The sequence below is a fragment of the Mycolicibacterium arcueilense genome, assembly GCF_058536225.1.
On sequence record NZ_JBZTYL010000022.1, the window covers coordinates 200,750 to 223,323 of the forward strand.

The window sequence follows — 22,574 nt, forward strand, 5'->3', positions numbered from 1 at the left end:
TGCGCTGGTCTCATCTACCTAGGTCGTTCCAGACGATCTTGGCGAGCTCGTCGCGGTCGGCCACCCCGAGCTTGATGCAGGCGCGGTAGATGTGGCCCTCCACGGTGCGGACCGAGACGGTCAGTCGTTCGGCGATGTCGCGGTTCGACATTCCCTGGGCGACCAGACCGGCCACCTCGCGTTCGCGTCCGGTCACCGGAAGGGGCCGGGCGGCCGATCGAATCGCCGGGGTGGCCGCACCGCCGCACTTGGATGCCAATTGCAATGCGTGCGCGGCAGATTCGGTGCTGTTGCGGCGGTGCCCGGCCTTGTCGTGCAGGGGTACTGCCTGGGCGGCGGCGTCGGCTGCCGACAGCAGCAGGCCGGCCTCCTCGAACGCACCCGCCATCTTGTCCAGCTCGACGGCGTCGGCGGCGGCCACCGCGGCGGCGTGCCGTGCGTACAGGGCGGGCAGCGGGCCGCCGACCCGGTCCACCAGGTCCTGCAGGCGGCGGGTCACACTGCGGTCACCGAAGCGCGCCGCGCTGTGCAGGGCCTCTGCCTCGACCGCGAACTGGCCGGAGGAATGCGCCGCATCGGCGGCCGCCCGGGCCAGGTCGATCGCCGAGCGGTGCCCGCCCTTGGCGGCGGCCAGCCAGGCCTTGGCGACCATCCTGAGCGGCTCGTGCAGCGCCATGAACTCGCCCGAGTGTTCCTTGGCGTCCTCGAGTACCCGTTCCGCGTCGGCGGGGTTACCCACCCCGGCGTAGGCGCGGGCCAGCAGTAGCCGGCCGGGCAGTTGCCAGGGCAGGGAGCTCTCGGCGTTGAGCGCGGCCAGGGCCTGCTCGATGGCCAGGATGGCATCGTGGAACCGGCCGCTGTGGGTGGCGGCCACGCCGTCCATGATCTTGGCGATGGCCCAACCGGCGAACTGGCCTGCCGAGGAGAACTCGGTGTACTCGGTGGCGCGTTGCTGGGCCAGTTCGAGTTGACCGGTGTAGGCCAGGGCCAGCACCTCGCCGTAGAACACCATGATCCGGACCATGCCATCGGTGGTCTTGCGCTGAGCGCGGCACCGCGAAGCGATCGGCAGGTAATCGTTGCCCCGACCCACCAGCGGCATCGCCAGGCCTGCGGCGAACGCTGCGAAATCCACGGCCTGCCGGGGCGCCTCGGGGTTTGCCAGAACCCGTTCGGCGATCTCGAGTCCTTCGGGAATCTTGTTCTCGTGGACAGCCATTCCGCCGCCGAAGGCGTCGATCACCAGTCTCAGGGTCGGATGGGTGACCCGTTCCCGTAGGAGGGCGAGCACCTGACCGGCGCGCGTCACGTCGCCCATGGACCAGAACAGGTTGGACAACCGCGGAATGCCCCACTGCACAAGTTCCATCTCGTTGAGATCGGCAGCCGAAAATTGTTCCAGGATGGCATCGGCCTGCGCCGGATGGCCCTGCCACAACAACGCGCGGGACAGCAGCGCGGCTGCGCCGAGTCCGCCGCCGTGATTGAAAGCAGCGCGGGCCAGTTTTTCCCCGAGTGGGAGGTTGGACAGGAAGACCGCGTCCTTGGCGGCTGTGATCAGCAGTTCGATGTCGGTGCCCTGGTCGCTCTCGATGGCCAACTCGGCCAACTTGATTCGGCTGGCAGGGGAATCGAGGTTGCGCTCGTGCAGGATCTTGGCGATGCGGCCGCGCAGCTTGCGGGCCGAGGCGGTGCCGACCCGGCGGCGCACCGCCTCGCCGAACAGGGGGTGGCTGAAGCGGACGTTGATCTGGCCGTCGTCGGCGACGATCCGGATCAGCCCGCGCATCTCGGCCGCGTCCACCGCTTCCTCGCCGGCCAGTTCTGCCAGCGCATCGATATCCAGCGGTTCGCACAGCGACAGCAGCTTCAGGGCGTGCAGGACATCCTCGCCGGCATGAGCCAGACGTTCGTCGAGCAGCTCGACGAGCCCGGAAGGAATGACGGTGGGGCCGCGGAACTGCCACACCCCGTTGACCTCCGTCAGCGTGCCGGCGTCGACCGCACCCTCGACCATGTTGCGCAGGAACAGTGGGTTGCCGCCCGAGGTCTCCCACATCACGTCGGCACTGAGCCCCTCCAGCGTTCCGCCCAGGACGGTTTCGATGAGGGAGATGCTCTGCTGCTTGGTGAACGGGTTGAGTTCGAAGCGCTGGAGGTAGCCGTCCTTCCACAACGAGGTGACGGCATCGGGCACCGGCTCACCGCTGCGCACGGTGGCCACCACGTGGCCCGAGCGCTCCACGGCGATCTGGTGCAACAGTGTCGCCGACAACTGGTCGAGCAGATGCGCGTCGTCGATCCCCACGATGGTGTCGCCGTCGGCCACAAGTGATTCGCGTGCCGAGCCGATGAGGGCGATGGGGTCGCGTGACCCCGACGACGACACCCAGTGGGCGAACGCGCCGAGCGGGATGCTGCGAGACGACTCGGTGCATGCGGTCCAGTGCACTTTCCGGCTCAACGATGCGGTGACGGTGCGCGCCAAGGTGGTCTTGCCGACACCCGCAGCTCCGACGAGCACGACTCCGCAGCTGTCCGTCCCGCTGAGGGCGGCCCGAATGGCCTCGTGCTCGGCGGGCCGGTCCAAAAGCTGCCACTGACCAGGCATGAATCCTGAGTCTAGGGGTACCAGGCCCGGATCGCTGCCGAACAGAGGGTCGACAGGGCGTCGGGTGTCGGCCGTAGGGGCGAATGTTCTTCCCATTGCAAGTATTTCCCGTTCGCTGGGGCTCAGTCCGGCAGTTCGGCAATGTCGAAGGGCTCGTGTCGGTCGATGTGATTCATCTTGTGCCTGAAGTCGCTCGACGCCTCATACACCTTGCGCTTCAGCCGATTGATGGATCCCAGTGGGCGATGTGCCTCAAGGCCGCGCCACGAGTTGAACGAGAGCACGTCGTCGCCGTAGGCGCGGCGCAGCGCGCTGTACGGGTTCTGTTGGGGAAACACCACCTTGGCCACCGGAAGGTACGGGGATTTCCAGGGTTTCGTGGCGTCCTCGATCGGCATCTGTTTCGCGTCCAGACACAGTTGCACGCTGAACGTGTACTCGGCGGAGTGCTTTTCGAAGAACGCCATGATCAGATCGCGGTGCTCGTCCTGTCCGGGATTACGCGGAAGGGTCTGGTCGGCAAGCGCTTTCACCTCCGGTGAGGTCGGCTCGTACTTGAAACGTGCCACATAGTCGCCGTACCGGATCGGGGCGGAGGAGTAGAAGGTCTCGCCCAGGATGGGACGGTTCGGGGCGATGAACACGGCCAGATTCGGCGGTATCGGCAGGCCGATCTTGTTGAGCGCGCTGAGCAGTTCGCTGCCTGCCCACAGCGCGCCGTCAGACAACCGGGCGAGCAGGGTGGCGCTCAGCATTCCCAGCCTGCGGTAAGCGTGTGCATCGGCGAACAGGAATTCCTCGTGGGTGACGAGCACGAAGTCCTGCGTGACATTCGATTCGTCGGTCGGGTCCTTCATGGCGCGCTCCCCGTGCACGCCGATGGCCTTGATTCCGAGTCCACGCACGCCGCGGTTGCGGTCGCTGCGCAGTACGCCGGAGGTGGTGGAGATACGGGCGATCACCGGGTAGCTGCGCGCTTCGGCGAACATGCCCTGGGCGAGCACCTCCGGTAGATCCGGGTTGACGATGAGTTCGCCGCGCAGGATGGCGTGGCTCTTGGCGTGTGCGTCACGCAGCCCGTGCTTGAACTTCTTGTAGGCCCGTTCGTTGTTCTTGTGCAGAGACCCGATGATCTTCTCGATGTCCTCGGCCTCGTCCGCCCTGGGCTGCTCGAGATTCTCGCGGTAGGGAACCGGGCTCAGGCTTTCGACGATGCGACGTACGTCGGCGGCGGTCATGGCAGCGGTCATGCGGAGGCCTTTCTGATGGGGGAGACAGGGGACCAGGGGGCGAACGGGTTGGCCACACCGGATAGGGCGGGAGCCAGTTCGGGGAAGTGGCGTAACAACACCGAGCGCATGTCGTTGTCCCGCACCCACTTCATGCCGGCGACGGTGTAGGTCTCTTCGCGGAAGTCGGTGGTGAAGAAGCGGTCGCTTTCCAGGCGGCGGGTGGCCATCAGGATGAAGACCCGGAATGCGGTGTCGCTGAAGCCGAATCCGGATGGTTTGGGCTCGGCGTACAGGCCGATCACCAGGTCCACGAGGTCCACGTCGTCGTCGTAGATCTCGCGCAGTTCGGCCGCCAGCGCGGTGTCACCGGTCAGCTCCTCGAACGTCCTCACCGGCTTGAGCCGGAACAGCTTCCGGAACTCGTTGTACCGCGGCACCCCTCGTTCCCGGCAGCGGATCAGATCGATCGTGGCCAGGTCGATCAGGGTGCCGTCCACCCGGTGCAGGTGCTGCAGATGCCTGGGGAAGTTGTGCAGCGACAGCGCGCCGGGATGGGCGCGGCCGAAGGAGTAGAAGAGGTCGGACATCGGGGTTTCGGCCAGCCGGGCACGCACATTGAGCACCGACAGCTCGGGTAGCTCGTGCCGGGCGGTGACGTGGTCGTCGGCCAGTGCGCGGAACGTGAACTCGTCGGGGATCAACGGGTGCATCCGGTACACCGCCACGAATTCCTCGGTCAACGAGTACGGCACCCCGTGATGGGTGGTGGGCGAGCCGGGGATGCCGTGCAGCAGGGGACTGCTGCTCACGCGTCCGAAGCTTCGCCTGAACCGGGGGCCGAGCTTCTCGCCCAGCAGCCCGAACCAGTTGACCCGCATGGCTGTCACCGTTGTCGGGTGCGCGATGATGGCCGGGGTCCAGTCCACGGTGTGGATCTTCGCCATCAGGGCGGAATTGACCAGCCGCGCCTTGTCGTAGAGCTGTTGGCCGGTGAGGTACGGGTACTTCTGCGCCAGGTGGTCGCAGATGGCGTTGTGCTCGCGCATGAACAGCGAGTGCAGTAGTGCCAGGCCCACCCAGAAGTTCCCCGCGGTGCCGGTGAGGTCGGCGGTGGCCTCGACCTCGGCGGGCGGCAGGCCGGACTCGTCGATGCGCAGCTTGCCGCCGTCGGGTGCACGCAGGGCGCTGGCGAATGCCGGTGTGGTCCCGTAGATCTGGGACGCGTCCCACCAGTGCGACTCCTGGGTGACGAAAGTGGGCGGGCCGGCCGGCCCGGGCTGAGGGTCCGGCGGTGTGCGCTCGACGCGCATCGGTCGCTGGGGCCACGGATCGTCGTCGAGCAGCGGCACCACCCAGGGTTGGGTGGCGACCGAGCCGTGGGCGAACCAGTCGTGCACCTCGAACTGAATCCACGCGGCGGCCAGCAGGTTCAATGTGGTCGCGGGCTGAAAGCTGTCGCGGGTCAGCAGGCTGCGGCTGATCAACCGTGGATTGGGGTCGAGCAGTCGCTGGTCGGATTCCGGATAAGAGTGTTCCGGCGGGACGTTACGGCCGAACCGGCAACCCACGGACCCCATGCCCGGGACTTTGAGATCGTTGTAGGACCCGTCGCGGGTGCGCGCGCCCAGATAGTTGCCGGCCCCGGCAGGACCGCCCGGCGGTATCGGGCCCGGTTCAGCGGCATACAGATTCGACGTTCGCAGCTGATGGCGCAGTCCGATCAGGACGGCCAGCCCGATCGCCTTGGGCAGTCGGGCCCAACCCACCGTCTGATCGATGTACTGGGCGACGCGGGCCGCGAAGGTGGCCGTCAGCGATCGCGACCGGGACCAGACTGCGGCGACGAACGCCGGCGTCTGTCTCGCCGTGGTCACCATTCGTTGTTTCCCTCCGGCCGAAATATCGAGCCTGTCGGCCTCGATTGTTGTTCACGGAAGCAGAAATGACATGAGTAGTCGGCTACTCGAACCGGCACCGACGCTTCGCCGAGTATCGAGTAGTCGAATACGCGTGTGCGCGTGGCTCGGCTGAGCGACGATCAATCGACGCAGGAAAACCTGGGGTGGTTGATTATGCCGAGGAGTGCGGTGAGTTCAACGGGGGAAGACTGGGCGGATCGGGTGCTCAGTGCGCTGGGGGATCTGGACGACGCCGGCACTACCGCAGACATGGCACTGCTGACCGAGACGGTCGCCGCCAAGTTCGCATCGAGGTTCGACGAGCGCGACCGACAGTACGAGAAGGACAAACCCTACTGGCACAACCGCGTTCACGATGCCGTCACCGGACTGCGCCGACGGAAGCTGATCGCCCCGAAGGCGCCGAAGAGCACGACGGTGCAACTGACCGACACCGGCCGTGCCGCTGTTGCGGACGCCCGCGAACGGGCCGGGTCCGCAACCGAGCCGGCGGTGCGGGCCGTGGCTCCCACGGATCTACCGCCACCCCAGGTCGGAACTCCGGAACCACCCAAACGCGACCCGGTTCTGGCCGGCGTCGTGACCGCGCCACTGCGCACAGCGATGGCCCAGGCGGACGGCACCACGGCCATACCGATCATGGTCGAGCTCAACCTCACCTTCCAGCCGTCGGTGGCCGACGCGATCGAGCGGGTGAGACGGCTGTGGGAGATGGTCGGCGGGGCGGGAACTCCGGTGCCGCTGGCCGATCAGTTCATGGCAGGCGACCTCACGTCGGACCAGATCAAATCGCTCGTGTCCGCCGACGCCGTCCCACAGACCTGGGCCGGGCGGGCGATCTACCGGATCTGGCCGGACTTCGAGGTGCACACCCAGATCGACGCCTCCTCGACCACCATCAAGGCCGTCGCCGCGCAGCGGTCGTTCGACAGCTTCGGGGAGGGGATCGTCTGGGCCGTGGTCGATTCCGGGATCGACGAGACGCACGCGCACTTCGCGGAGTACCAGAACCTGCGTCATCCGTCGGTGGTCGATCTGCACCACGACTTCACCGGCGGCGACGCTCCGCTGACCGACACCGATGGGCACGGCACGCACGTGGCCGGGATCATCGCCGGAGGCCTGGTGGGTCGCAAGCCCGCTGATGTCGTGGTGGTCGAGAAACGGCTCAATGACCCTGAGCATGGCGGCGATCCGATCACCGCACCGCGCACGGTCTCGGATCCGGACCGCTTGGCGGGTATGGCGCCCAAGGCCAAGCTGGTGAGCCTCAAGGTGCTGGGCCCCGGGGACCAGACCTCTCGGGTGAGCCGGGTCATGCAGGCGCTGGCCTATGTCAGGAAGCTCAACGCCGGAAGTGAGCGGGTACCGCGGATACACGGCGTGAACCTCAGCCTCGGATACGAGTTCGACGCCGAGTGGTACGCCTGCGGGCAGAGCCCGATGTGTATCGAGGTCGACAAGACCGTGCGCTCGGGCGTGGTGGTGGTCGTGGCCGCGGGCAATTCCGGCTATGTGTCGCTGAGTACGGCATTCAGCAAGGATTCGGTGAAGTTCACCGCGGACATGACGATCAACGATCCCGGCAACACCGAAAGCGCCATCACCGTCGGTTCCACACACCGCAGCTCGCCGCACACCTTCGGGGTCTCGTACTTCTCCTCACGCGGCCCCACCGGGGACGGGCGGCGCAAGCCAGACCTGGTCGCACCGGGTGAGCGCATCACCTCGGCCGCGGCCGGGGAGCGCCGGGAGGCCGTGACCAACCAGATCGACGTCAAGCCCGGCGTGCCGGTGTACGTCGAGGAAAGCGGCACCAGCATGGCCGCACCGCATGTGTCCGGAGCGATCGCGGCGTTCCTGTCGGTGCAGCGCGAGTTCGTCAGTGAACCCGAGGCCGTGAAACGCATCTTCGTCGAATCAGCGACCTCACTGAACCGCGACCCCGCCTTCCAGGGCAGCGGCATGGTCGATCTCATGCGTGCACTGCAATCCGTCTGACCTGAAGGGGACTGAAATGACCAACGATGTGGCAGAACGGATCTGGCGGCTGGTGTTCGACGCCGAGGGTGATCCCGATCCAGCGGTGCTGGCCGATCTCAAGGGCCGGATCGGTGCTGCGGGGCTGACCGATCTGATCATCTTCTCCCACGGCTGGAACAACGACGAAGCGGCTGCCAAGTCGTTGTACGAGCGGTGGTTCGGGCTATTGGCCCCGCAACTCGACCCGGCGCGTGCGGTCGGGTTCGTCGGGTTGCGGTGGCCGTCGCAACTCTGGCGTGACGAACCGATCCCGGATTTCTCCGGGGCGACGGCACACGACGGCGGGGGCGCCGCCGCGCTGGGAGACGAGGTGGCGGTGGTGCCCGCCGGGCCGGCGACCATCGAACCGGCGCAGCTCGACGAGCTCAAGGACCTGTTTCCCGACGGCAAGGAACAATTGGACGCCATCGCAGGCCTGTTGGCGGCGCCGCCGAGCAGCGATCGGCTGCCGGAACTGCTCGATGCGCTGCGCGCGTTCAGCGCCGCCACCCAGACCGGCTTCAACGACGGCGAGGTTGCCGCCCCGGACGCCGGGCCGGGGATGCTCGACGAACACCAGGACCCGGAGCAGCTGTTCACCACCTTTGCCGACGAATTATCCAATGCCGGTATGCAATTCGATGACGATGGGGGTGGGGGAGCGGCCGGCCTCGGTGACATCGCGGGGCGGCTGTGGCACGGCGCCAAGGAGGCGCTACGGCAGTTGAGCTACTGGAAGATGAAGAACCGTGCCGGCGTGGTGGGCCGGCGCGGACTGGGCCCCGTCGTCGATGCGTTGCACGCGGAGTTCCCCGATCTGCGGATTCACCTGGTCGGGCACAGTTTCGGGGCCCGGGTGGTGTCCTACGCCATCGCGGGGATGAGCGAGGTGCAACCCTCACCCGTCAAGGCGGTGACGCTGCTGCAGGGCGCGTACTCCCGGTTCACCTTCACCGAGCGGTTGCCGTTCCGGAAGGGTTCCGGTGAGTTGGTCGGCATGCTCAACCGCATCGACGGCCCGCTGACCGTCTGCTTCTCCAGCCATGACCGGGCGCTCGGCACGTTCTATCCGCTGGCCTCGGCAGCGGCGGGCGAGGACGCGGCCGGGGCCGAGGATCCATTGTTCCGGTGGCGGGCCATGGGATCGCACGGGGCGTACCAGTCGCAGACCCAGAGCCTGGGCACCGTGAATGCGACCTACCCGTTCCAGCCCGGCCAGATTCTGAATCTGAATTCGTCGGAGGTGGTGGCCAAGGACGACGGCCCATCGGGCGCGCACAGCGACATCTTCCACGAGGAATTGACCTGGGTTGCCGTCGCCGCCGGGAAATTGAACCCGGCTTGATTGATTGTGTGTCCGAGGGGGGACTTGAACCCCCACGCCCGTTAATAGGGCACTAGCACCTCAAGCTAGCGCGTCTGCCATTCCGCCACTCGGACTCGACCGACCACTCGGGGTCGGGCGCCTAAGGTTATCGGATCGAGTGCCCTAGACCCAAACCGGCGTCTCGGTGGTACGAATGTGACTGTGACTGTCCCCGCTTCCAGCGCGGACGAGGTAGTCGATCTCGTCAGTGCGCTCATCCGATTCGACACCTCCAACACCGGTGACCCGGCCACCACCAAGCCCGAAGCGGACTGTGCGGAATGGGTGGCCGACCGCCTCCGTGAGGTCGGCTACACGACCGAATACGTCGAGGCCGGGGCCCCCGGCCGCGGCAATGTCTTTGCCCGGCTGCCTGGTGCCGACCGGTCCCGCGGCGCCCTGATGATCCACGGGCACCTCGACGTCGTGCCGGCCGAGCCCGCCGACTGGAGCGTGCACCCGTTCTCGGGTGCCGTGAAGGACGGCTATGTCTGGGGCCGCGGCGCGGTGGACATGAAGGACATGGTTGGGATGACCATTGCGGTGGCCCGGCATTTCAAACGGTCCGGCATCGTCCCGCCCCGCGACCTGGTGTTCGCGTTCGTCTCCGACGAGGAACACGGCGGCACCTACGGCGCCAATTGGCTGGTGGACAACCGGCCCGACCTGTTCGACGGCGTGACCGAGGCCATCGGCGAGGTGGGCGGCTTCTCCCTGACCGTGCCCCGCAAGGACGGCGGGGAGCGCCGGCTCTACCTGATCGAGACCGCCGAAAAGGGACTGGCCTGGATGCGGCTGACCGCCCGCGGCCGCGCCGGTCACGGCTCGATGGTGCACGACGACAATGCCGTGACGGCCATCGCCGGCGCGGTGGACCGGTTGGGTCGCCACCAGTTCCCGCTGGTGCTCAACCCGGCGGTGGAGGAATTCCTCACCGCGGTGGCCGAGGAGACGGGCTACGACTTCGACGTGAACTCGCCGGATCTGGAAGGGACCATCGCAAAGCTCGGCGGGGTGGCCCGGATCGTGTCGGCCACGCTGCGCGACACGGCGAACCCGACCATGCTCAAGGCGGGCTACAAGGCCAACGTCATTCCCGCATCGGCGGAGGCCGTGATCGACTGCCGGGTCCTGCCGGGCCGCAAGGAGGCCTTCGAGCGCGAGGTCGACGAGTTGATCGGCCCCGACGTCACGCGCAGCTGGGAGCGGGATCTGCCGTCGTACGAGACCACGTTCGACGGTGATCTGGTGGACGCGATGAACGCAGCGATCCTGGCGATGGATCCCGAGGCCCGCACCGTGCCCTACATGATGTCGGGTGGGACGGACGCGAAGTCGTTCCAGCGGTTGGGGATTCGCTGCTTCGGCTTCGCCCCGCTGCGGCTGCCGCCGGACCTGGACTTCGCGGCGCTGTTCCACGGCGTCGACGAGCGGGTGCCGGTGGACGCGCTGCAGTTCGGCGCGGGCGTTCTGGAACACTTTTTGCGGAACTGCTGACCGCACTACGACACGAGCTACGACGAGAGGGAACCATGACCGCATCTCCGTACGACAACCTGCCGAAGCTGCCGACGTTCACCCTGACCTCCGAATCGGTCACCGACGGTCAGCCGCTGGCCAACGACCAGGTCAGCGGGATCATGGGAGCCGGCGGTGAAGACGTTTCGCCGCAGCTGAGCTGGTCGGGCTTCCCGGCGGAGACCAAGAGCTTCGCCGTCACGGTGTACGACCCCGACGCGCCGACCGCCTCGGGCTTCTGGCATTGGGCGGTGGCCGATCTGCCCGCCACGGTGACCGAGCTGCCGGCAGGCGCCGGCGACGGGGGCGACCTGCCCGGAGGCGCCGTCACGCTCACCAACGACGCGAGCCTCAAGCGCTACCTCGGTGCGGCACCGCCCGCCGGTCACGGCCCGCACCGCTACTACATCGCGGTCCATGCGCTGCCGGTGGAATCGTTGGAGCTGCCCGAGGGCGCCACCCCGGCCTATCTGGGCTTCAACCTCTTCGGTCAGGCGATCGCCCGCGCCGTCATCCACGGCACCTATGAACAGCACTGAGCAGAAGTAGCAATTCTGCGGGCGCGGTGGGGTCAGCGTGCAGCTGATCCCACCGCGTCGCTCAGCGACGCGAACCCGCCGGCGTGCAACCGGTCGGCGACGCCGTCGTGAATCTGCTTGGCCCACAATCCGCCGCCGTAGATGAACCCCGTATAGCCCTGGAGAAGCGTCGCCCCGGACGTGATCCGCTCCCAGGCGTCGTCGGCGGTTTCGATGCCGCCGACGCTGATCAGCACGAGCTTGTCACCCACCCGGCGGTACAACTGGCGCAGCACCTGCAGGGACCGGTGCGCCACGGGGCGTCCCGAGATCCCGCCGGTGCCGAGATCCGCGACGCCGGGCGTGGCGAGCCCGTCCCGCGAGATGGTGGTGTTGGTGGCAACAATGCCTGCCAAGCCGAGTTCGACTGCCAGGTCGGCGATTTCGTCGATGTCGGCATCGGAGAGGTCCGGGGCGATCTTGACCAGTACGGGCTTGTGCGTCTCGGCCTTGACCGCGGCCAGGATCGGCCGTAGCGATTCCACGGCCTGCAGATCCCGCAGTCCGGGGGTGTTGGGGGAGCTGACGTTGACGACGATGTAGGCGGCGAGTGCGCTCACCAGTCGGGTGCTCTCGGCGTAGTCGGCCACCGCGTCCTCGGGGGGCGTCACCTTGGTCTTGCCGATGTTCACCCCGATCGGCACATCGGGGGTGTGCTGGGCCAGCCGGATGGCCAGGGCGCCGGCGCCCTCGTTGTTGAAGCCCATCCGGTTGAGCAGCGCATGGTCGTCGGGCAGCCGGAACAGCCGCGGCTCGGGATTACCCGGCTGCGGTTGCGCCGTGACGGTGCCGACCTCCGCGTAGCCGAAGCCGAGCGCGCCCCAGGTCTCCAACCCGCGGCCGTCCTTGTCGAACCCGGCGGCCAGCCCCATCGGACCCGGGAACCGCACTCCGAACACCGTGCTGGCCAGTGCTGGATCGGTGGGCGCCAGCCGTCGCTCCAGCGCCCGACGCAGGAAGGCGGGACCGGTGACGGTGCGCAGCAGGGTGAACACCCACAGGTGGATCCGTTCCGGGGGCACCAGGAACAGCGCCCGCCGCAGGGCCGCGTAGATCACAGCGACGGCGCCTGGGGTGTGCCCGGCATGGATGACGCGGATTTCTTGCGGCGCAACAGCACCCGTCGGCTCCCATCTGTGTAGGCCCGCACCCGGGTCAGTTCCCAGCCGCGGTACTCCGCCTCGATCGACAAGCGGATCGAGGCGCTGATCCTCGTGACATCCGGCGGTAGCCGCAGCGGAATCCAGTCGTACTCCTCGGAATGGTCCTCGGCGACGACCTTGTCCCATCCCGGGGGCATGCGGCCCTGCTGGATGGTGGTCATCGGCGACCCGACGCGCTACCGATCACCTGAACCCCCGCTCCCGACCCCGACACCACGTAGAGGGTGTCGGTCTTGTCGTCGTAGGCCAGGGAGTTCGGTTGCTGCACGGTTCGATAACGCACCTTTTCCACCGGTATGCCGGTGGAAAGATCGTAACCAATCACGTTATTGGTCGCGGTTTGCGACACCCAGGCCAGCTTGTCGGACCCGACCAGGCCGTAGGGCGCGGCGGGCACCGGGTAACGCTGCCGCATGATCAGGGGATCTGCGCCGAACACCAGTAGCTCGTCGCCGCGGGTGTCGGCGACGAGGACCCGCCCGCGCGCGTCGGCGGCCAAGGTGGTGGCGCCTTCGCCGGCCCGCAGCGCCTGTGCGGCCTTGGTCCCGCCGGGATTGACGGCCGTCACCGAGGTCTGGCCGCGGTCGAGAACCACGGCCGTGTTTCCTTGTGTGACAAGCGAATCGACCCGCGCGAAGATCTTGAGCTGGGCAGCCACGGTGTGGTCGCTGCCCAATGTGTAGACCGCTCCGTCGGCGCTGCCCAGCACCGGATTGCCGTCGGCGCGCAGCGCGATCGCCGTGAAGTCGACGCCCTGCGCACCGTCCACGTCGATTTTGCTGGGCTTGGCGTCGGCCAGGCCGACCCGGAAGTATCCACCGCGGGTGGATGCCAGGACATCACCCTTGCCGTCGACGCTGAGCGCGGTGGCCGCGGGCATCAGCGTCACCTCGCGCGTTGGGCGGCCGGCGGCCAGCAGGCTCAGCGTCGACTGACCTTCGGACGCCGGGGCCAGAACGGCCAGGGTGCCGGTTGCTGGGTCGAATACCGCACTCACAGCATGCCCGCGTAATTGTCGGATCTGACCGTCCGGCGTGGCGGTGACAGGAGGCGAAACCGCAGCCTGAGCGGGCTCGATGGTGGGCGGCGGGGTGTCGGCGGGGTTGGACGTGCAGCCCGCGGTGAGCAGCAGGGCCAGCGCAACGAGGCCGGCGCGAACTGGCTGACCTGCAAGGATTGGGCGCAACGGAGGGCTCTCGGTCGGAATCGGATGGTCGGTGACGTGCAGGAATACAGTCTAGGCATGGCGCTGGATCTGAAATGGTCGCGTCTGCAACCATCGCGGCATAAGTAGAGGTATGGTTCGACCATGACCCTCGCCGCAGACCGGGAACTGGGCACTCGAGAGTTTGCTATGGAGGATATTTCCACTGGTGTACACGCCAGTGGGTTTGGCCAAGTTGGCGATGGCCGGAGTTTTTCTTTCCACATCGAACGTCAGCAACTCGTGATCGAGGTCTACCGTCCGCGGCTGTCCGGACCGGTTCCGGTCGAGGACGATGTGGTGGCCATGGCCACCCGCAAACTGACCGACATCGACCTGTCTGATGAACGCAGCCTCTCGGCAACGGTCCGGGACGCGGTAGCCGACGCGCAACGGGTTTCGCGCGCCACTCGCTGACGCATCGCACTGCCCGCGTCACGGTACGGTCGTCGTCGTGACTGACGTCGGTGCCATGTCCTGGCTGCAAGTGGTTGTGTTGTCGATTGTCCAGGGGCTCACCGAGTTTCTGCCGGTCTCGTCCTCGGGACACCTCGCGATCACCTCCCGGGTGTTCTTCGACGACGACGCGGGCGCGTCGTTCACGGCGGTCACCCAGCTGGGCACCGAGCTGGCGGTGCTGGTGTACTTCGCCAGGGATATCGGCCGGATCATCAAGGCCTGGTTCGCGGGGCTGTTCAATGCGGCACACCGGTCCTCCGACTACTGGCTGGGCTGGTGGGTGATCATCGGCAGCATTCCGATCGGAGTGTTCGGCCTGCTGTTCAAGGACGAAATCCGTACCGGCGCACGGAATCTGTGGTTGGTGGCCTCGGCGCTGATCGTGTTCTCGGCAGTGATCGCCGCGGCCGAGTACTACGGCAGGCAGGTTCGCCGCGTCGAGCAGCTGACCTGGCGCGACAGCATCATCGTCGGCCTGGCCCAGTGCCTGGCCCTGGTACCGGGGGTCTCCCGCTCGGGCGCGACCATCAGCGCCGGGCTCTTCCTCGGCATGGAGCGCGAGCTGGCGGCCCGGTTCGGCTTCCTGCTCGCGATCCCCGCGGTGTTCGCCTCCGGCATCTTCTCGCTGCCCGACGCCTTCCACCCGGCCGGAGACGGAATGAGCGCCAGCGGCGCCCAACTGCTGGTGGCCACCGTGATCGCCTTCGTCGTCGGCTTTGCGGCCATCGCCTGGTTCCTGAAATTCCTGGTGTCGCACAGCATGTACTGGTTCGTCGGCTACCGGGTGGTGCTGGGCGCGGTGGTGCTGGCCCTGCTGGGTACCGGGGTGGTCGCAGCGCAGTGATCCCGACCGTGCAAGCTGAACTGTGACCGACGAGCGCTGGCGCAAGGAGCCGATATGACCGTGATCCTGCTGAGGCACGGCCGCTCGACCTCGAACACCGCACACACGCTGGCGGGCCGGAGCGAGGGCGTCGACCTCGACGAGCGCGGTACTGAACAGGCCACCGGCCTCGTCGCGCGCATCGGGGAGCTGCCGGTGACCGCGATCGTGCACTCTCCGCTGCTGCGTTGTGTGCGCACCGTGGCGCCGCTGGCCGAGGCGCTGTCCTTGCAGCCGATCGTCGACGAACGGCTGACCGAGGTGGACTACGGCAGCTGGACCGGGCGCGCCATCGGTGAACTGGTGAAGGAACCCCTGTGGTCGGTGGTCCAGCAGCAGCCCAGCGCGGCGGTGTTCCCCGAGGGCGAGGGGCTGGCTCAGGTTCAGGCCCGGGCGGTCGCCGCGGTGCGCGAACGCGACCGCGCGCTGGCCGAGGAGCACGGCGCCGACGTGCTGTGGCTGGCCTGTACGCACGGCGACGTGATCAAGGCGGTGCTAGCCGACGCGTTGGGGGTGCACCTGGACGGATTCCAGCGCATCACTGCCGATCCGGCATCGATGAGCGTGATCCGCTACACCGAACTGCGCCCGTTCGTCATGCACATCAACCACACCGGGACCCAATTGAGCGCCGGGCTGGCCGCCAAACCCGCCACCGACGCCGTGGTGGGTGGGTCCACCAACTGACCAGCGGTACCGATACCGGTATTTTGGAAGGTGCCATGTCCCGCGCAATTCACGTCTTCCGCACACCCGACCGTTTCGTGGCCGGGACCGTCGGCCAACCCGGTAACCGAACTTTCTACCTGCAGGCTGTCCATGACAAGCGGGTGATCTCGGTGATCTTGGAGAAGCAGCAGGTCGCGGTGCTGGCCGAGCGTATCGCGGCATTGTTGACCGAGATCAACCGCCGCTTCGGCACACCGATCCCGCCCGACACCGGTGAAGTCAGTGATCTACTGCCGCTGGTCACTCCGGTCGACGCCGAGTTCCGGGTCGGGACGATGGGGCTGGGTTGGGACTCGGAAGCGCAGACCGTGGTGGTCGAGCTGCTGGCGGTCTCTGAAGGCGAGTTCGATGCCTCGGTGGTCCTCGACGATGCCGAGGACGGTCCCGACGCCGTGCGGGTGTTCCTCAGCCCGGAGTCGGCCCGGGAGTTCGCCACCCGATCCAATCGGGTGATCTCGGCCGGACGCCCGCCCTGCCCGCTGTGCGATGAGCCACTGGATCCCGACGGCCACATCTGCGTGCGTACCAACGGCTATCGGCGCGGTGAGGTGGCCGGGTCCGAAGATGACGCAGATTCCTAGCCCCGATCCCGACCCCGACGATGACGCGGTCCTGGCCGACGGTGAGTTGACGGTGATCGGCCGCATCCGGTCGGCCAGCAACGCCACCTTCCTGTGCGAGGCCAACCTGGGTGCGCGGCAGGTGCACTGCGTGTACAAGCCGATCCGCGGTGAGGCGCCGCTGTGGGATTTCCCCGATGGCACCTTGGCGGGCCGTGAGCTGGGCGCCTACCTGGTATCGGCCGCATTAGGTTGGGACGTCGTGCCCCGCACCATTATTCGTGACGGACCGGCCGGTCCGGGCATGCTGCAGCTGTGGGTGGACCAGCCCGGCGATCAGGTGGGCGACGAGCCCGATTCCGGCCCGGACCTGGTGGACCTGTTGCCGGCCGGGCACCTGCCGCCGGGCTTCCTGCCCATCCTGCAGGCCTACGACTACGCCGGCGACGAGGTGACGCTGGTGCACGCCGACGATCCGCGACTGTTCCGGATGGCCGTGTTCGACGTGCTGATCAACAACGCCGACCGTAAGGGCGGGCATATCCTGGCCGGTCTCGACGGCGCGGTCTACGGCGTGGATCACGGGGTGAGCCTGCACGTCGAGGACAAGCTGCGGACCGTGCTGTGGGGCTGGGCCGGCAAGCCCGTCGACGACGAAACTCTGGCCGACGTCACCGCGCTGCGTGACGGGTTCGGTGACCTGGCAGAGCAGCTGTGCGCACACATCACGGACGCCGAGATCGCCGCGTTGCGGTCCAGAATCGTTGGACTACTGGGCAATCCGGTGATGCCGACGCCGGACCGGCATCGGCCGATCCCGTGGCCCGCGTTCTGACCAGGTCACTGCGGTAGCGGCTTACGCCACTGCGGCAGGCTCAGTTCGATCCGTTCCGCCGGCGACTCCGACCAGCTGGCCGCCAGCCCGTGACTGGCAGCCAACTCCACGATGCGCTTGCCGACGATGACATCGGTCTGGGCCAGCGCCTCGTCCTGTGCCGCCTCGTCTCCGTTCGCTGCGGCGCTGCGGATCGCGTCGGGCAGCGTCGGGTGCGGGTTGAACGAGCCGAATCCCAGGTACAGCGTCGCGTCGGGGTAGCCGAGATCGAATGCGTCCTGCTGGTGGAAGTAGACGTAGCCGACCTCGCGGACGCCATCGGGCGGAAGCGGTGTGGCTTCGGCGGCGATGTCGTTGGACGCGCAGGTTGCGCAGCAGGTGAAGCACATGCGGGCCACGATCGATTCGGATTCCAGCTGGTCGAAGATGCGTTGCAGCCGCCCATAGTCGCCGGTATCGGGCCAGCGGGCCTGCTCGGTGAGCCGGTCCTCCCACATTGTGCGCACCAGGGTGGTCACCTCGTCGCGATGCTCGTCGAGACCCTCGCTGCGCTCGAACGCCCACTCGGTGATGTCGTCGAGTGTCCAGAAGCCCGCCACCAGATATGGCGTGACGTAGGCGATCAGGTCGCGTCGGAGGGTTTCGGGCAAGCTCATGATTCCGAATCTAAGGCCACCCGGGCCGCGTCTTGCGCACCAAATTCTCGCGCGGTTGCCCGCGTTCTAGCGGGCGCGCCCGAACCCTTCGAACGGATTCCAGGACTGACTGCCGCGCACGACGTGCAGGTAGTAGGCGTAGTTCGCGGTGGACATCGCCAATGCCCCGACACCGATGCTGATGGCCCGGCCGATCGAGTCGCTGACGTCGAGCACAATCAGCACCGCCGCCACTGCGATGGTCAACCCCAGCAGCGCCAATCCCTTGCGCCACATGCCTTTGACGAAGAAGTAGATCGGCCCGAACAGGAACGCCAGGATGTTCGACGTGAGCCGCAGCTTGGCCATGAAGCTGAGGTTGCGGTACGCGGCCTTGGATTCGGGGCTCGAACTCGGCAGGCCGTAGGTGTTGAAGAAGTCGAACTTCCAACGCCACGAGTCGGACAGGTTATCGACGGGGGTCTGCTCGGTCATCGCCCGACCTTAACGGCACAACCGGCCCCGCCAGCACATCGACCGGGCGTGCCACCGATACTGGTCGGATGCACTCGACCGATGCCGACCTGGCTGCCGCAGTGGCCAAGGAGGCCGGTGAGTTGTTGCTGGCCGTGCGTGAAGAGATCGGTTTCTACGACCCGTACTACCTCGGCGACGAGGGGGACCGGCGCTCCAATGCCCTGATCCTGGACCGGCTGGCCCAGGCCCGTCCCGGCGATTCCGTGCTCAGCGAGGAGGCGGTCGACGACCTGTCCCGCGTCGACGCCGACCGGGTCTGGATCGTCGACCCCGTCGACGGCACGCACGAGTTCTCCCTGCCCGGTCGCGAGGACTGGGCGGTACACATCGCGCTGTGGCAGCGCTCCGTCGGCGTCGACGGAGGCCTGTCGGACGCTGTGGTGGCCCTGCCCGCCCGCGGTGAGGTCTACCGCAGTGACACGGTCAGCCCGCCCCGCCCGCGCCGTGACGGTCCGCTCTTGATCACCGCGAGCTCGAACCGGCCCCCGGCGGTGCTGTGGCGAATGCGCGAACAACTCGACTTCCGGATGGTGCGCATCGGCTCGGCGGGAGCGAAGGCCATGGCGGTCGTGCGCGGCGACGTCGACGCCTACATTCACGCTGGCGGCCAGTGGGAGTGGGATTCGGCCGCTCCCGCGGGCGTGGTGCTGGCTGCGGGCCTGCATGCCTCGCGCCTCGACGGCTCGGAGCTGCGCTACAACCGCGCCGACCCGTACCTGCCGGATTTCGTGATGTGCCGCAAAGAGCTGGCACCGATCCTGTTGGAGGCGATCGGGATGGCCCGATGAGAAATGCGCACGGCGATTCGGGAATGGAATGGGCCGCGGCGTTGTCTGACTTGCTGAACTGTGCGGGACCGACCGGCGGGAGGCCGTCCTGAGCGAGCACCTTAGAGTCGAGGCCATGCGATCGTGGTCGGCACCGTCAATTCCGGTGCTGGAGGGGCGTGGTCCGCAGCTGCGGCTGTACGACAGCGCCGACCGTCAGGTACGTCCGGTGACCCCCGGGCCGACGGCCACCATGTACGTCTGCGGCATCACTCCCTATGACGCCACCCACCTGGGCCATGCCGCGACCTACCTGACGTTCGATCTGGTGCACCGGCTGTGGCTGGATGCCGGGCACACCGTGCACTACGTGCAGAACGTCACCGACGTGGACGATCCGCTGTTCGAACGGGCCGAACGCGACGGCATTGACTGGCGCGACCTCGGCGACCGCGAGACCCAGCTGTTCCGCGAGGACATGGCGGCCCTGCGGGTGCTGCCCCCACACGACTATGTGGCCGCCACCGAGACGATCACCGAGGTGGTCGAATTGGTGGAGAAGATGCTGGCCTCCGGTGCGGCGTACGTCGTCGACGACGCTGAGTACCCCGACGTGTACTACCGAGCGGACGCCACCGCGCAGTTCGGCTACGAGTCGGGCTACGACCGCGAGACCATGCTGCGGCTGTTCGGCGAGCGGGGCGGCGATCCCGACCGCTCGGGCAAGAGCGACGAACTCGACGCCCTGCTGTGGCGCGCCGAACGGCCCGGTGAGCCCAGTTGGCCGTCACCGTTCGGGGCGGGCCGGCCGGGCTGGCACGTGGAGTGCTCGGCGATCGCGCTCACCCGCATCGGCTCCGGGCTGGACATCCAGGGTGGCGGCAGCGACCTGATCTTCCCGCACCACGAGTTCTCCGCCGCCCACGCCGAATCCGTCACGGGGGAGCGGAGATTCGCCCGCCACTACGTGCACGCCGGCATGATCGGCTGGGACGGGCACAAGATGAGCAAGAGTCGCGGCAACCTGGTGCTGGTGTCCCGGCTGCGCGCGCAGGGAGTGGACCCGTCGGCCATCCGGCTCGGACTGTTCGCCGGGCACTACCGCAGTGACCGGTTCTGGAGCGACGCCGTGCTCGACGAGGCCAACGCCCGGCTGAAGCAGTGGCGCACGGCCACGGCCCTGCCCGCCGGTCCGGATGCCACCGACGTGGTGGCCCGGTTACGCCGGTATCTCGCCGACGATCTGGATACCCCGAAAGCGCTTGCCGCACTGGATGGCTGGTGTACCGATGCGCTGGCCTACGGCGGACACCACACCGCTGCGCCACGACAGGTCGCCGCCACCGTGGATGCGCTGCTCGGCGTCGAACTCTAGGCCTCGTCGGGCGCGCCCCGGTGGGGTACGTTGCGGCAATGGGTTCTGTGAACGGGAAAGTCGTCTTCATCACCGGCGGAGCACGCGGCATCGGCGCCGAGGTGGCCCGCCGACTGCGGCGCCGCGGCGCCAAGTTGGTGCTCACCGACCTCGATGAGGCGCCGCTGAGCGCACTGGCCGCCGAACTCGGCGAGGAGCACGTGCTGACCGCGCTGGCCGATGTGCGTGACCTGACCGCCATGCAGAAGGCCGCCGACGCCGCCGTCCAGCGGTTCGGCGGCATCGACATCGTGATGGCCAACGCCGGTATCGCCAGCTTCGGCTCGGTGATGCAGGTCGATCCCGAGGCGTTCAAGCGGGTCATCGACATCAACGTCGTCGGCGTGTTCAACACCGTGCGGGCCACGCTGCCGTCCGTGGTCAAGCGCCGCGGGTATGTGCTGGTGGTGTCCTCGCTCGCGGCCTTCACCTCGGCTCCCGGGCTGGCCGCGTACCACGCTTCCAAGGCCGGCGCCGAGTACTTCGCCAACACATTGCGCCTCGAGGTGGCCCACCTCGGCGTCGACGTCGGCTCGGCGCACATGAGCTGGATCGACACCCCGCTGGTGCAGGACGCCAAGTCGGACCTGTCGGCGTTCCGGGAGATGCTCTCCAAGCTGCCGCCGCCCCTGAACCGGACGACGACCGTCGACGCCTGCGGCGCCGCCTTCGTCAAAGGCATCGAGGGCCGCAAGAAGCGGATCTACAGCCCGGAATGGGTCGGGGCGTTCCGATGGATCCGGCCGTTCGTCACCACGCCACTGGCCGAGCGCGACATCCGCAAGTTCACCCCGACGCTGCTGCCGAAACTCGATGCCGAGGCCGCCGCACTCGGCCGCTCGACCAGCGCCCGTATCGAGGCCCTGGAAGACAAGTAACACCGCCCGCTCGGCGGGTCAGCGCCCCCGGCGCCGCAGGTAGCGCTCGAACTCGGCCGCCAGCGCGTCGCCGTCGATCTTGCCGAGCGCCTCGTTCATGTCGACCTCGGCGTCGCCGCGCTGCTCCAGGGAGGCGACGTATTCGGCGATCTCCTCGTCCTCGGCGGTCATCTCGGTGACAGCCTGCTCCCACTCCTCGGCGGCAGCGGGCAGATCGGCCAACGGCACCTCGACGTCCAGCACGTCCTCGACCCGGCGCAGCAGCGCCACCGTGGCCTTGGGGCTGGGCGGCTGCGACACGTAGTGCGGAACCGCGGCCCAGAAGGTCACGGCCGGGATGCCGGCCTGCACGCACGCGTCCTGGAACACCCCGGCGATCCCGGTCGGACCTTCGTAACGGGTCTCTTCCAGGCCGAAGAATTTCGCCGACTCGGCCGAATACGCCGAGCCTGACACCGGCACCGGCCTGGTGTGCGGGGTGTCGGCCAGCAGCGCACCCAAGATCACCACGGTCTGCACATTGAGTTTGTCGGCGATGGCCAGCAACTCGGCGCAGAAGGTGCGCCAGCGCATGTTGGGCTCGACGCCGTGCATCAACACCACGTCGCGGTTGCTGCCCGGCGGACGGCAGTGCGAGATTCGCATCGACGGCCACACCAGTTCCCGGGTGACGCCGTCGACCTGGCGGATCACCGGACGGTTCACCTGATAGTCGTAGTACGACTCGTCGTCGATCTCGACGATCGGTTGGGCTTCCCAGATCGCATCCAGGTGGTCCAGCGCGTCACTGGCCGCGTCACCGGCGTCATTCCAGCCCTCGAAAGCCGCCACGACGGTGGCGTCCTTCAATTCGGGCAAGTTCATACGCCGGCCGGCGTTCGGATACGACGGTGTCACACCTTCAGCCTAAGCCTTGGATGGTGCCGATGAGCCCGTTGTCCGCGCGGGTCGCGGCGGCACCGAACCGGCGTATTCGATAGACCGACTATCCTGTTTGTGTGGCTGTCGCTGACAAGTCTGCCCACGACGCGAATCTGCTCGACACCTTGTCGCAGCGCGTGGTGGTGGGCGTCGGCGCAGTCGAGACCAAATACGTTCGGCTGCAATCTGGTCAAGGCGCGCGTCGCCAAGCGGGTCGGGTCGATCGCAGCGACGAGTTGGGCGTCCAGACGTCGATCAGGTGACGACGTAGACTCTTCTGGTCGAGAGGCGTTGCAACGGCTATCTGGGGGATCAGGTCTCCCTCGGTATCCGCCACGCTCGG

The 22,574-nt window shown here is 67.5% G+C and carries 22 protein-coding genes and 1 tRNA gene; 13 read left to right on the forward strand and 10 right to left on the reverse strand.

The window, feature by feature from the left end; all coding sequences use genetic code 11:
* Positions 1 to 10: 10 nt before the first annotated feature.
* The 3 genes from AC4LGL_RS22040 to AC4LGL_RS22050 form a co-directional block, all read right to left on the reverse strand.
* Positions 11 to 2,611: a LuxR C-terminal-related transcriptional regulator gene (locus AC4LGL_RS22040; protein ID WP_491840622.1), complete on the reverse strand. Its 2,601-nt coding sequence runs from the start codon at positions 2,609 to 2,611 to the stop codon at positions 11 to 13.
* A gap of 122 nt (positions 2,612 to 2,733) precedes the next feature.
* Complete coding sequence (locus tag AC4LGL_RS22045) at positions 2,734 to 3,849, reverse strand: catalase family protein (RefSeq protein WP_491840763.1); 1,116 nt, start codon at positions 3,847 to 3,849, stop codon at positions 2,734 to 2,736.
* Between the two features lie 8 nt (positions 3,850 to 3,857).
* Positions 3,858 to 5,720, reverse strand: a complete 1,863-nt coding sequence (locus AC4LGL_RS22050) for a peroxidase family protein (RefSeq protein WP_491840623.1) — start codon at positions 5,718 to 5,720, stop codon at positions 3,858 to 3,860.
* Positions 5,721 to 5,930: 210 nt separating this feature from the next.
* Between AC4LGL_RS22050 and AC4LGL_RS22055 the strand changes: the two genes are divergently transcribed.
* Together AC4LGL_RS22055 and AC4LGL_RS22060 are read left to right on the forward strand one after the other, a co-directional pair.
* Positions 5,931 to 7,763: a S8 family serine peptidase gene (locus AC4LGL_RS22055; RefSeq protein ID WP_491840624.1), complete on the forward strand. Its 1,833-nt coding sequence runs from the start codon at positions 5,931 to 5,933 to the stop codon at positions 7,761 to 7,763.
* 16 nt (positions 7,764 to 7,779) lie between these two features.
* Positions 7,780 to 9,129 carry an alpha/beta fold hydrolase gene (locus tag AC4LGL_RS22060; RefSeq protein ID WP_491840625.1) on the forward strand — a complete coding sequence of 450 codons (1,350 nt, stop codon included), beginning with the start codon at positions 7,780 to 7,782 and terminating at the stop codon, positions 9,127 to 9,129.
* 9 nt (positions 9,130 to 9,138) lie between these two features.
* On the opposite strand, the gene AC4LGL_RS22065 is transcribed toward AC4LGL_RS22060, so the two are convergent.
* Positions 9,139 to 9,224 (reverse strand) — tRNA-Leu (locus AC4LGL_RS22065).
* Between the two features lie 88 nt (positions 9,225 to 9,312).
* Here AC4LGL_RS22065 and AC4LGL_RS22070 point away from each other — a divergent pair.
* Positions 9,313 to 10,647, forward strand: coding sequence for a M20/M25/M40 family metallo-hydrolase (locus AC4LGL_RS22070; RefSeq protein ID WP_491840626.1), 1,335 nt, complete (start codon positions 9,313 to 9,315; stop codon positions 10,645 to 10,647).
* Between the two features lie 35 nt (positions 10,648 to 10,682).
* On the forward strand, positions 10,683 to 11,207 hold the full coding sequence (locus tag AC4LGL_RS22075) for a YbhB/YbcL family Raf kinase inhibitor-like protein (RefSeq protein ID WP_491840627.1): 525 nt from the start codon (positions 10,683 to 10,685) through the stop codon (positions 11,205 to 11,207).
* Positions 11,208 to 11,239: 32 nt separating this feature from the next.
* On the opposite strand, the gene AC4LGL_RS22080 is transcribed toward AC4LGL_RS22075, so the two are convergent.
* Genes AC4LGL_RS22080 through AC4LGL_RS22090 form a run of 3 tightly spaced genes read right to left on the reverse strand, consistent with a single transcriptional unit; the run spans position 11,240 to position 13,595 of the window.
* Entirely contained in the window at positions 11,240 to 12,301 is a 1,062-nt protein-coding gene (locus AC4LGL_RS22080; protein ID WP_491840764.1) for a quinone-dependent dihydroorotate dehydrogenase, read from the reverse strand.
* Positions 12,301 to 12,570, reverse strand: coding sequence for a DUF5703 family protein (locus tag AC4LGL_RS22085; protein WP_055114955.1), 270 nt, complete (start codon positions 12,568 to 12,570; stop codon positions 12,301 to 12,303). Before AC4LGL_RS22085 ends, AC4LGL_RS22080 begins: the two co-directional genes overlap by 1 nt.
* Entirely contained in the window at positions 12,567 to 13,595 is a 1,029-nt protein-coding gene (locus AC4LGL_RS22090) for a YncE family protein (protein WP_491840628.1), read from the reverse strand. Before AC4LGL_RS22090 ends, AC4LGL_RS22085 begins: the two co-directional genes overlap by 4 nt.
* A gap of 123 nt (positions 13,596 to 13,718) precedes the next feature.
* Between AC4LGL_RS22090 and AC4LGL_RS22095 the strand changes: the two genes are divergently transcribed.
* From AC4LGL_RS22095 to AC4LGL_RS22115, 5 genes are read left to right on the forward strand one after another with little or no spacing between them, the layout of a single operon-like run.
* Positions 13,719 to 14,030 carry a hypothetical protein gene (locus AC4LGL_RS22095; protein WP_064934495.1) on the forward strand — a complete coding sequence of 104 codons (312 nt, stop codon included), beginning with the start codon at positions 13,719 to 13,721 and terminating at the stop codon, positions 14,028 to 14,030.
* A gap of 55 nt (positions 14,031 to 14,085) precedes the next feature.
* Complete coding sequence (locus tag AC4LGL_RS22100) at positions 14,086 to 14,916, forward strand: undecaprenyl-diphosphate phosphatase (protein ID WP_491840765.1); 831 nt, start codon at positions 14,086 to 14,088, stop codon at positions 14,914 to 14,916.
* Positions 14,917 to 14,970: 54 nt separating this feature from the next.
* On the forward strand, positions 14,971 to 15,642 hold the full coding sequence (locus tag AC4LGL_RS22105; protein WP_491840629.1) for a histidine phosphatase family protein: 672 nt from the start codon (positions 14,971 to 14,973) through the stop codon (positions 15,640 to 15,642).
* Positions 15,643 to 15,677: 35 nt separating this feature from the next.
* Positions 15,678 to 16,265 carry an Rv2134c family protein gene (locus tag AC4LGL_RS22110; RefSeq protein WP_491840630.1) on the forward strand — a complete coding sequence of 196 codons (588 nt, stop codon included), beginning with the start codon at positions 15,678 to 15,680 and terminating at the stop codon, positions 16,263 to 16,265.
* Positions 16,249 to 17,079, forward strand: coding sequence for an Rv2133c family protein (locus AC4LGL_RS22115; protein WP_491840631.1), 831 nt, complete (start codon positions 16,249 to 16,251; stop codon positions 17,077 to 17,079). The genes AC4LGL_RS22110 and AC4LGL_RS22115 overlap by 17 nt, the downstream gene beginning before the upstream one ends.
* A 5-nt stretch (positions 17,080 to 17,084) precedes the next feature.
* Here the strand turns inward: AC4LGL_RS22115 and AC4LGL_RS22120 are convergent, their stop codons facing one another.
* Together AC4LGL_RS22120 and AC4LGL_RS22125 are read right to left on the reverse strand one after the other, a co-directional pair.
* Positions 17,085 to 17,735, reverse strand: a complete 651-nt coding sequence (locus AC4LGL_RS22120) for a DUF6891 domain-containing protein (protein ID WP_491840632.1) — start codon at positions 17,733 to 17,735, stop codon at positions 17,085 to 17,087.
* 66 nt (positions 17,736 to 17,801) lie between these two features.
* Complete coding sequence (locus AC4LGL_RS22125) at positions 17,802 to 18,209, reverse strand: DUF2628 domain-containing protein (RefSeq protein ID WP_491840633.1); 408 nt, start codon at positions 18,207 to 18,209, stop codon at positions 17,802 to 17,804.
* Positions 18,210 to 18,277: 68 nt separating this feature from the next.
* Between AC4LGL_RS22125 and AC4LGL_RS22130 the strand changes: the two genes are divergently transcribed.
* From AC4LGL_RS22130 to AC4LGL_RS22140, 3 genes are all read left to right on the forward strand, one after another.
* Positions 18,278 to 19,039 (forward strand): 3'(2'),5'-bisphosphate nucleotidase CysQ, encoded by a 762-nt coding sequence (locus tag AC4LGL_RS22130; RefSeq protein ID WP_064887148.1) that lies wholly within the window; start codon positions 18,278 to 18,280, stop codon positions 19,037 to 19,039.
* Positions 19,040 to 19,154: 115 nt separating this feature from the next.
* On the forward strand, positions 19,155 to 20,393 hold the full coding sequence (gene mshC / locus AC4LGL_RS22135) for a cysteine--1-D-myo-inosityl 2-amino-2-deoxy-alpha-D-glucopyranoside ligase (protein ID WP_491840634.1): 1,239 nt from the start codon (positions 19,155 to 19,157) through the stop codon (positions 20,391 to 20,393).
* Positions 20,394 to 20,431: 38 nt separating this feature from the next.
* Positions 20,432 to 21,310, forward strand: a complete 879-nt coding sequence (locus AC4LGL_RS22140; protein WP_491840635.1) for an SDR family oxidoreductase — start codon at positions 20,432 to 20,434, stop codon at positions 21,308 to 21,310.
* An 18-nt stretch (positions 21,311 to 21,328) separates the two neighbouring features.
* Here the strand turns inward: AC4LGL_RS22140 and AC4LGL_RS22145 are convergent, their stop codons facing one another.
* A complete protein-coding gene (locus AC4LGL_RS22145) occupies positions 21,329 to 22,174 on the reverse strand; it encodes a PAC2 family protein (RefSeq protein ID WP_276029659.1) in 846 nt (281 codons plus the stop codon).
* 134 nt (positions 22,175 to 22,308) lie between these two features.
* On the opposite strand from AC4LGL_RS22145, the gene AC4LGL_RS22150 reads away from it, so the two are divergent.
* Entirely contained in the window at positions 22,309 to 22,494 is a 186-nt protein-coding gene (locus tag AC4LGL_RS22150; protein WP_491840636.1) for a hypothetical protein, read from the forward strand.
* The last annotated feature ends 80 nt before the right edge of the window (positions 22,495 to 22,574 follow it).

Coding starts and splice junctions, on each gene's coding strand:
- AC4LGL_RS22040 (WP_491840622.1), bottom strand. CDS start 2,611: ATGCCTGGTCAGTGGCAGCTTTTGGACCGGCCCGCCGAGCACGAGGCC.
- AC4LGL_RS22045 (WP_491840763.1), bottom strand. CDS start 3,849: ATGACCGCCGCCGACGTACGTCGCATCGTCGAAAGCCTGAGCCCGGTT.
- AC4LGL_RS22050 (WP_491840623.1), bottom strand. CDS start 5,720: ATGGTGACCACGGCGAGACAGACGCCGGCGTTCGTCGCCGCAGTCTGG.
- AC4LGL_RS22060 (WP_491840625.1), top strand. CDS start 7,780: ATGACCAACGATGTGGCAGAACGGATCTGGCGGCTGGTGTTCGACGCC.
- AC4LGL_RS22075 (WP_491840627.1), top strand. CDS start 10,683: ATGACCGCATCTCCGTACGACAACCTGCCGAAGCTGCCGACGTTCACC.
- AC4LGL_RS22085 (WP_055114955.1), bottom strand. CDS start 12,570: ATGACCACCATCCAGCAGGGCCGCATGCCCCCGGGATGGGACAAGGTC.
- AC4LGL_RS22095 (WP_064934495.1), top strand. CDS start 13,719: ATGACCCTCGCCGCAGACCGGGAACTGGGCACTCGAGAGTTTGCTATG.
- AC4LGL_RS22100 (WP_491840765.1), top strand. CDS start 14,086: ATGTCCTGGCTGCAAGTGGTTGTGTTGTCGATTGTCCAGGGGCTCACC.
- AC4LGL_RS22105 (WP_491840629.1), top strand. CDS start 14,971: ATGACCGTGATCCTGCTGAGGCACGGCCGCTCGACCTCGAACACCGCA.
- AC4LGL_RS22110 (WP_491840630.1), top strand. CDS start 15,678: ATGTCCCGCGCAATTCACGTCTTCCGCACACCCGACCGTTTCGTGGCC.
- AC4LGL_RS22115 (WP_491840631.1), top strand. CDS start 16,249: ATGACGCAGATTCCTAGCCCCGATCCCGACCCCGACGATGACGCGGTC.
- AC4LGL_RS22120 (WP_491840632.1), bottom strand. CDS start 17,735: ATGAGCTTGCCCGAAACCCTCCGACGCGACCTGATCGCCTACGTCACG.
- AC4LGL_RS22125 (WP_491840633.1), bottom strand. CDS start 18,209: ATGACCGAGCAGACCCCCGTCGATAACCTGTCCGACTCGTGGCGTTGG.
- AC4LGL_RS22130 (WP_064887148.1), top strand. CDS start 18,278: ATGCACTCGACCGATGCCGACCTGGCTGCCGCAGTGGCCAAGGAGGCC.
- mshC (WP_491840634.1), top strand. CDS start 19,155: ATGCGATCGTGGTCGGCACCGTCAATTCCGGTGCTGGAGGGGCGTGGT.
- AC4LGL_RS22140 (WP_491840635.1), top strand. CDS start 20,432: ATGGGTTCTGTGAACGGGAAAGTCGTCTTCATCACCGGCGGAGCACGC.
- AC4LGL_RS22145 (WP_276029659.1), bottom strand. CDS start 22,174: ATGAACTTGCCCGAATTGAAGGACGCCACCGTCGTGGCGGCTTTCGAG.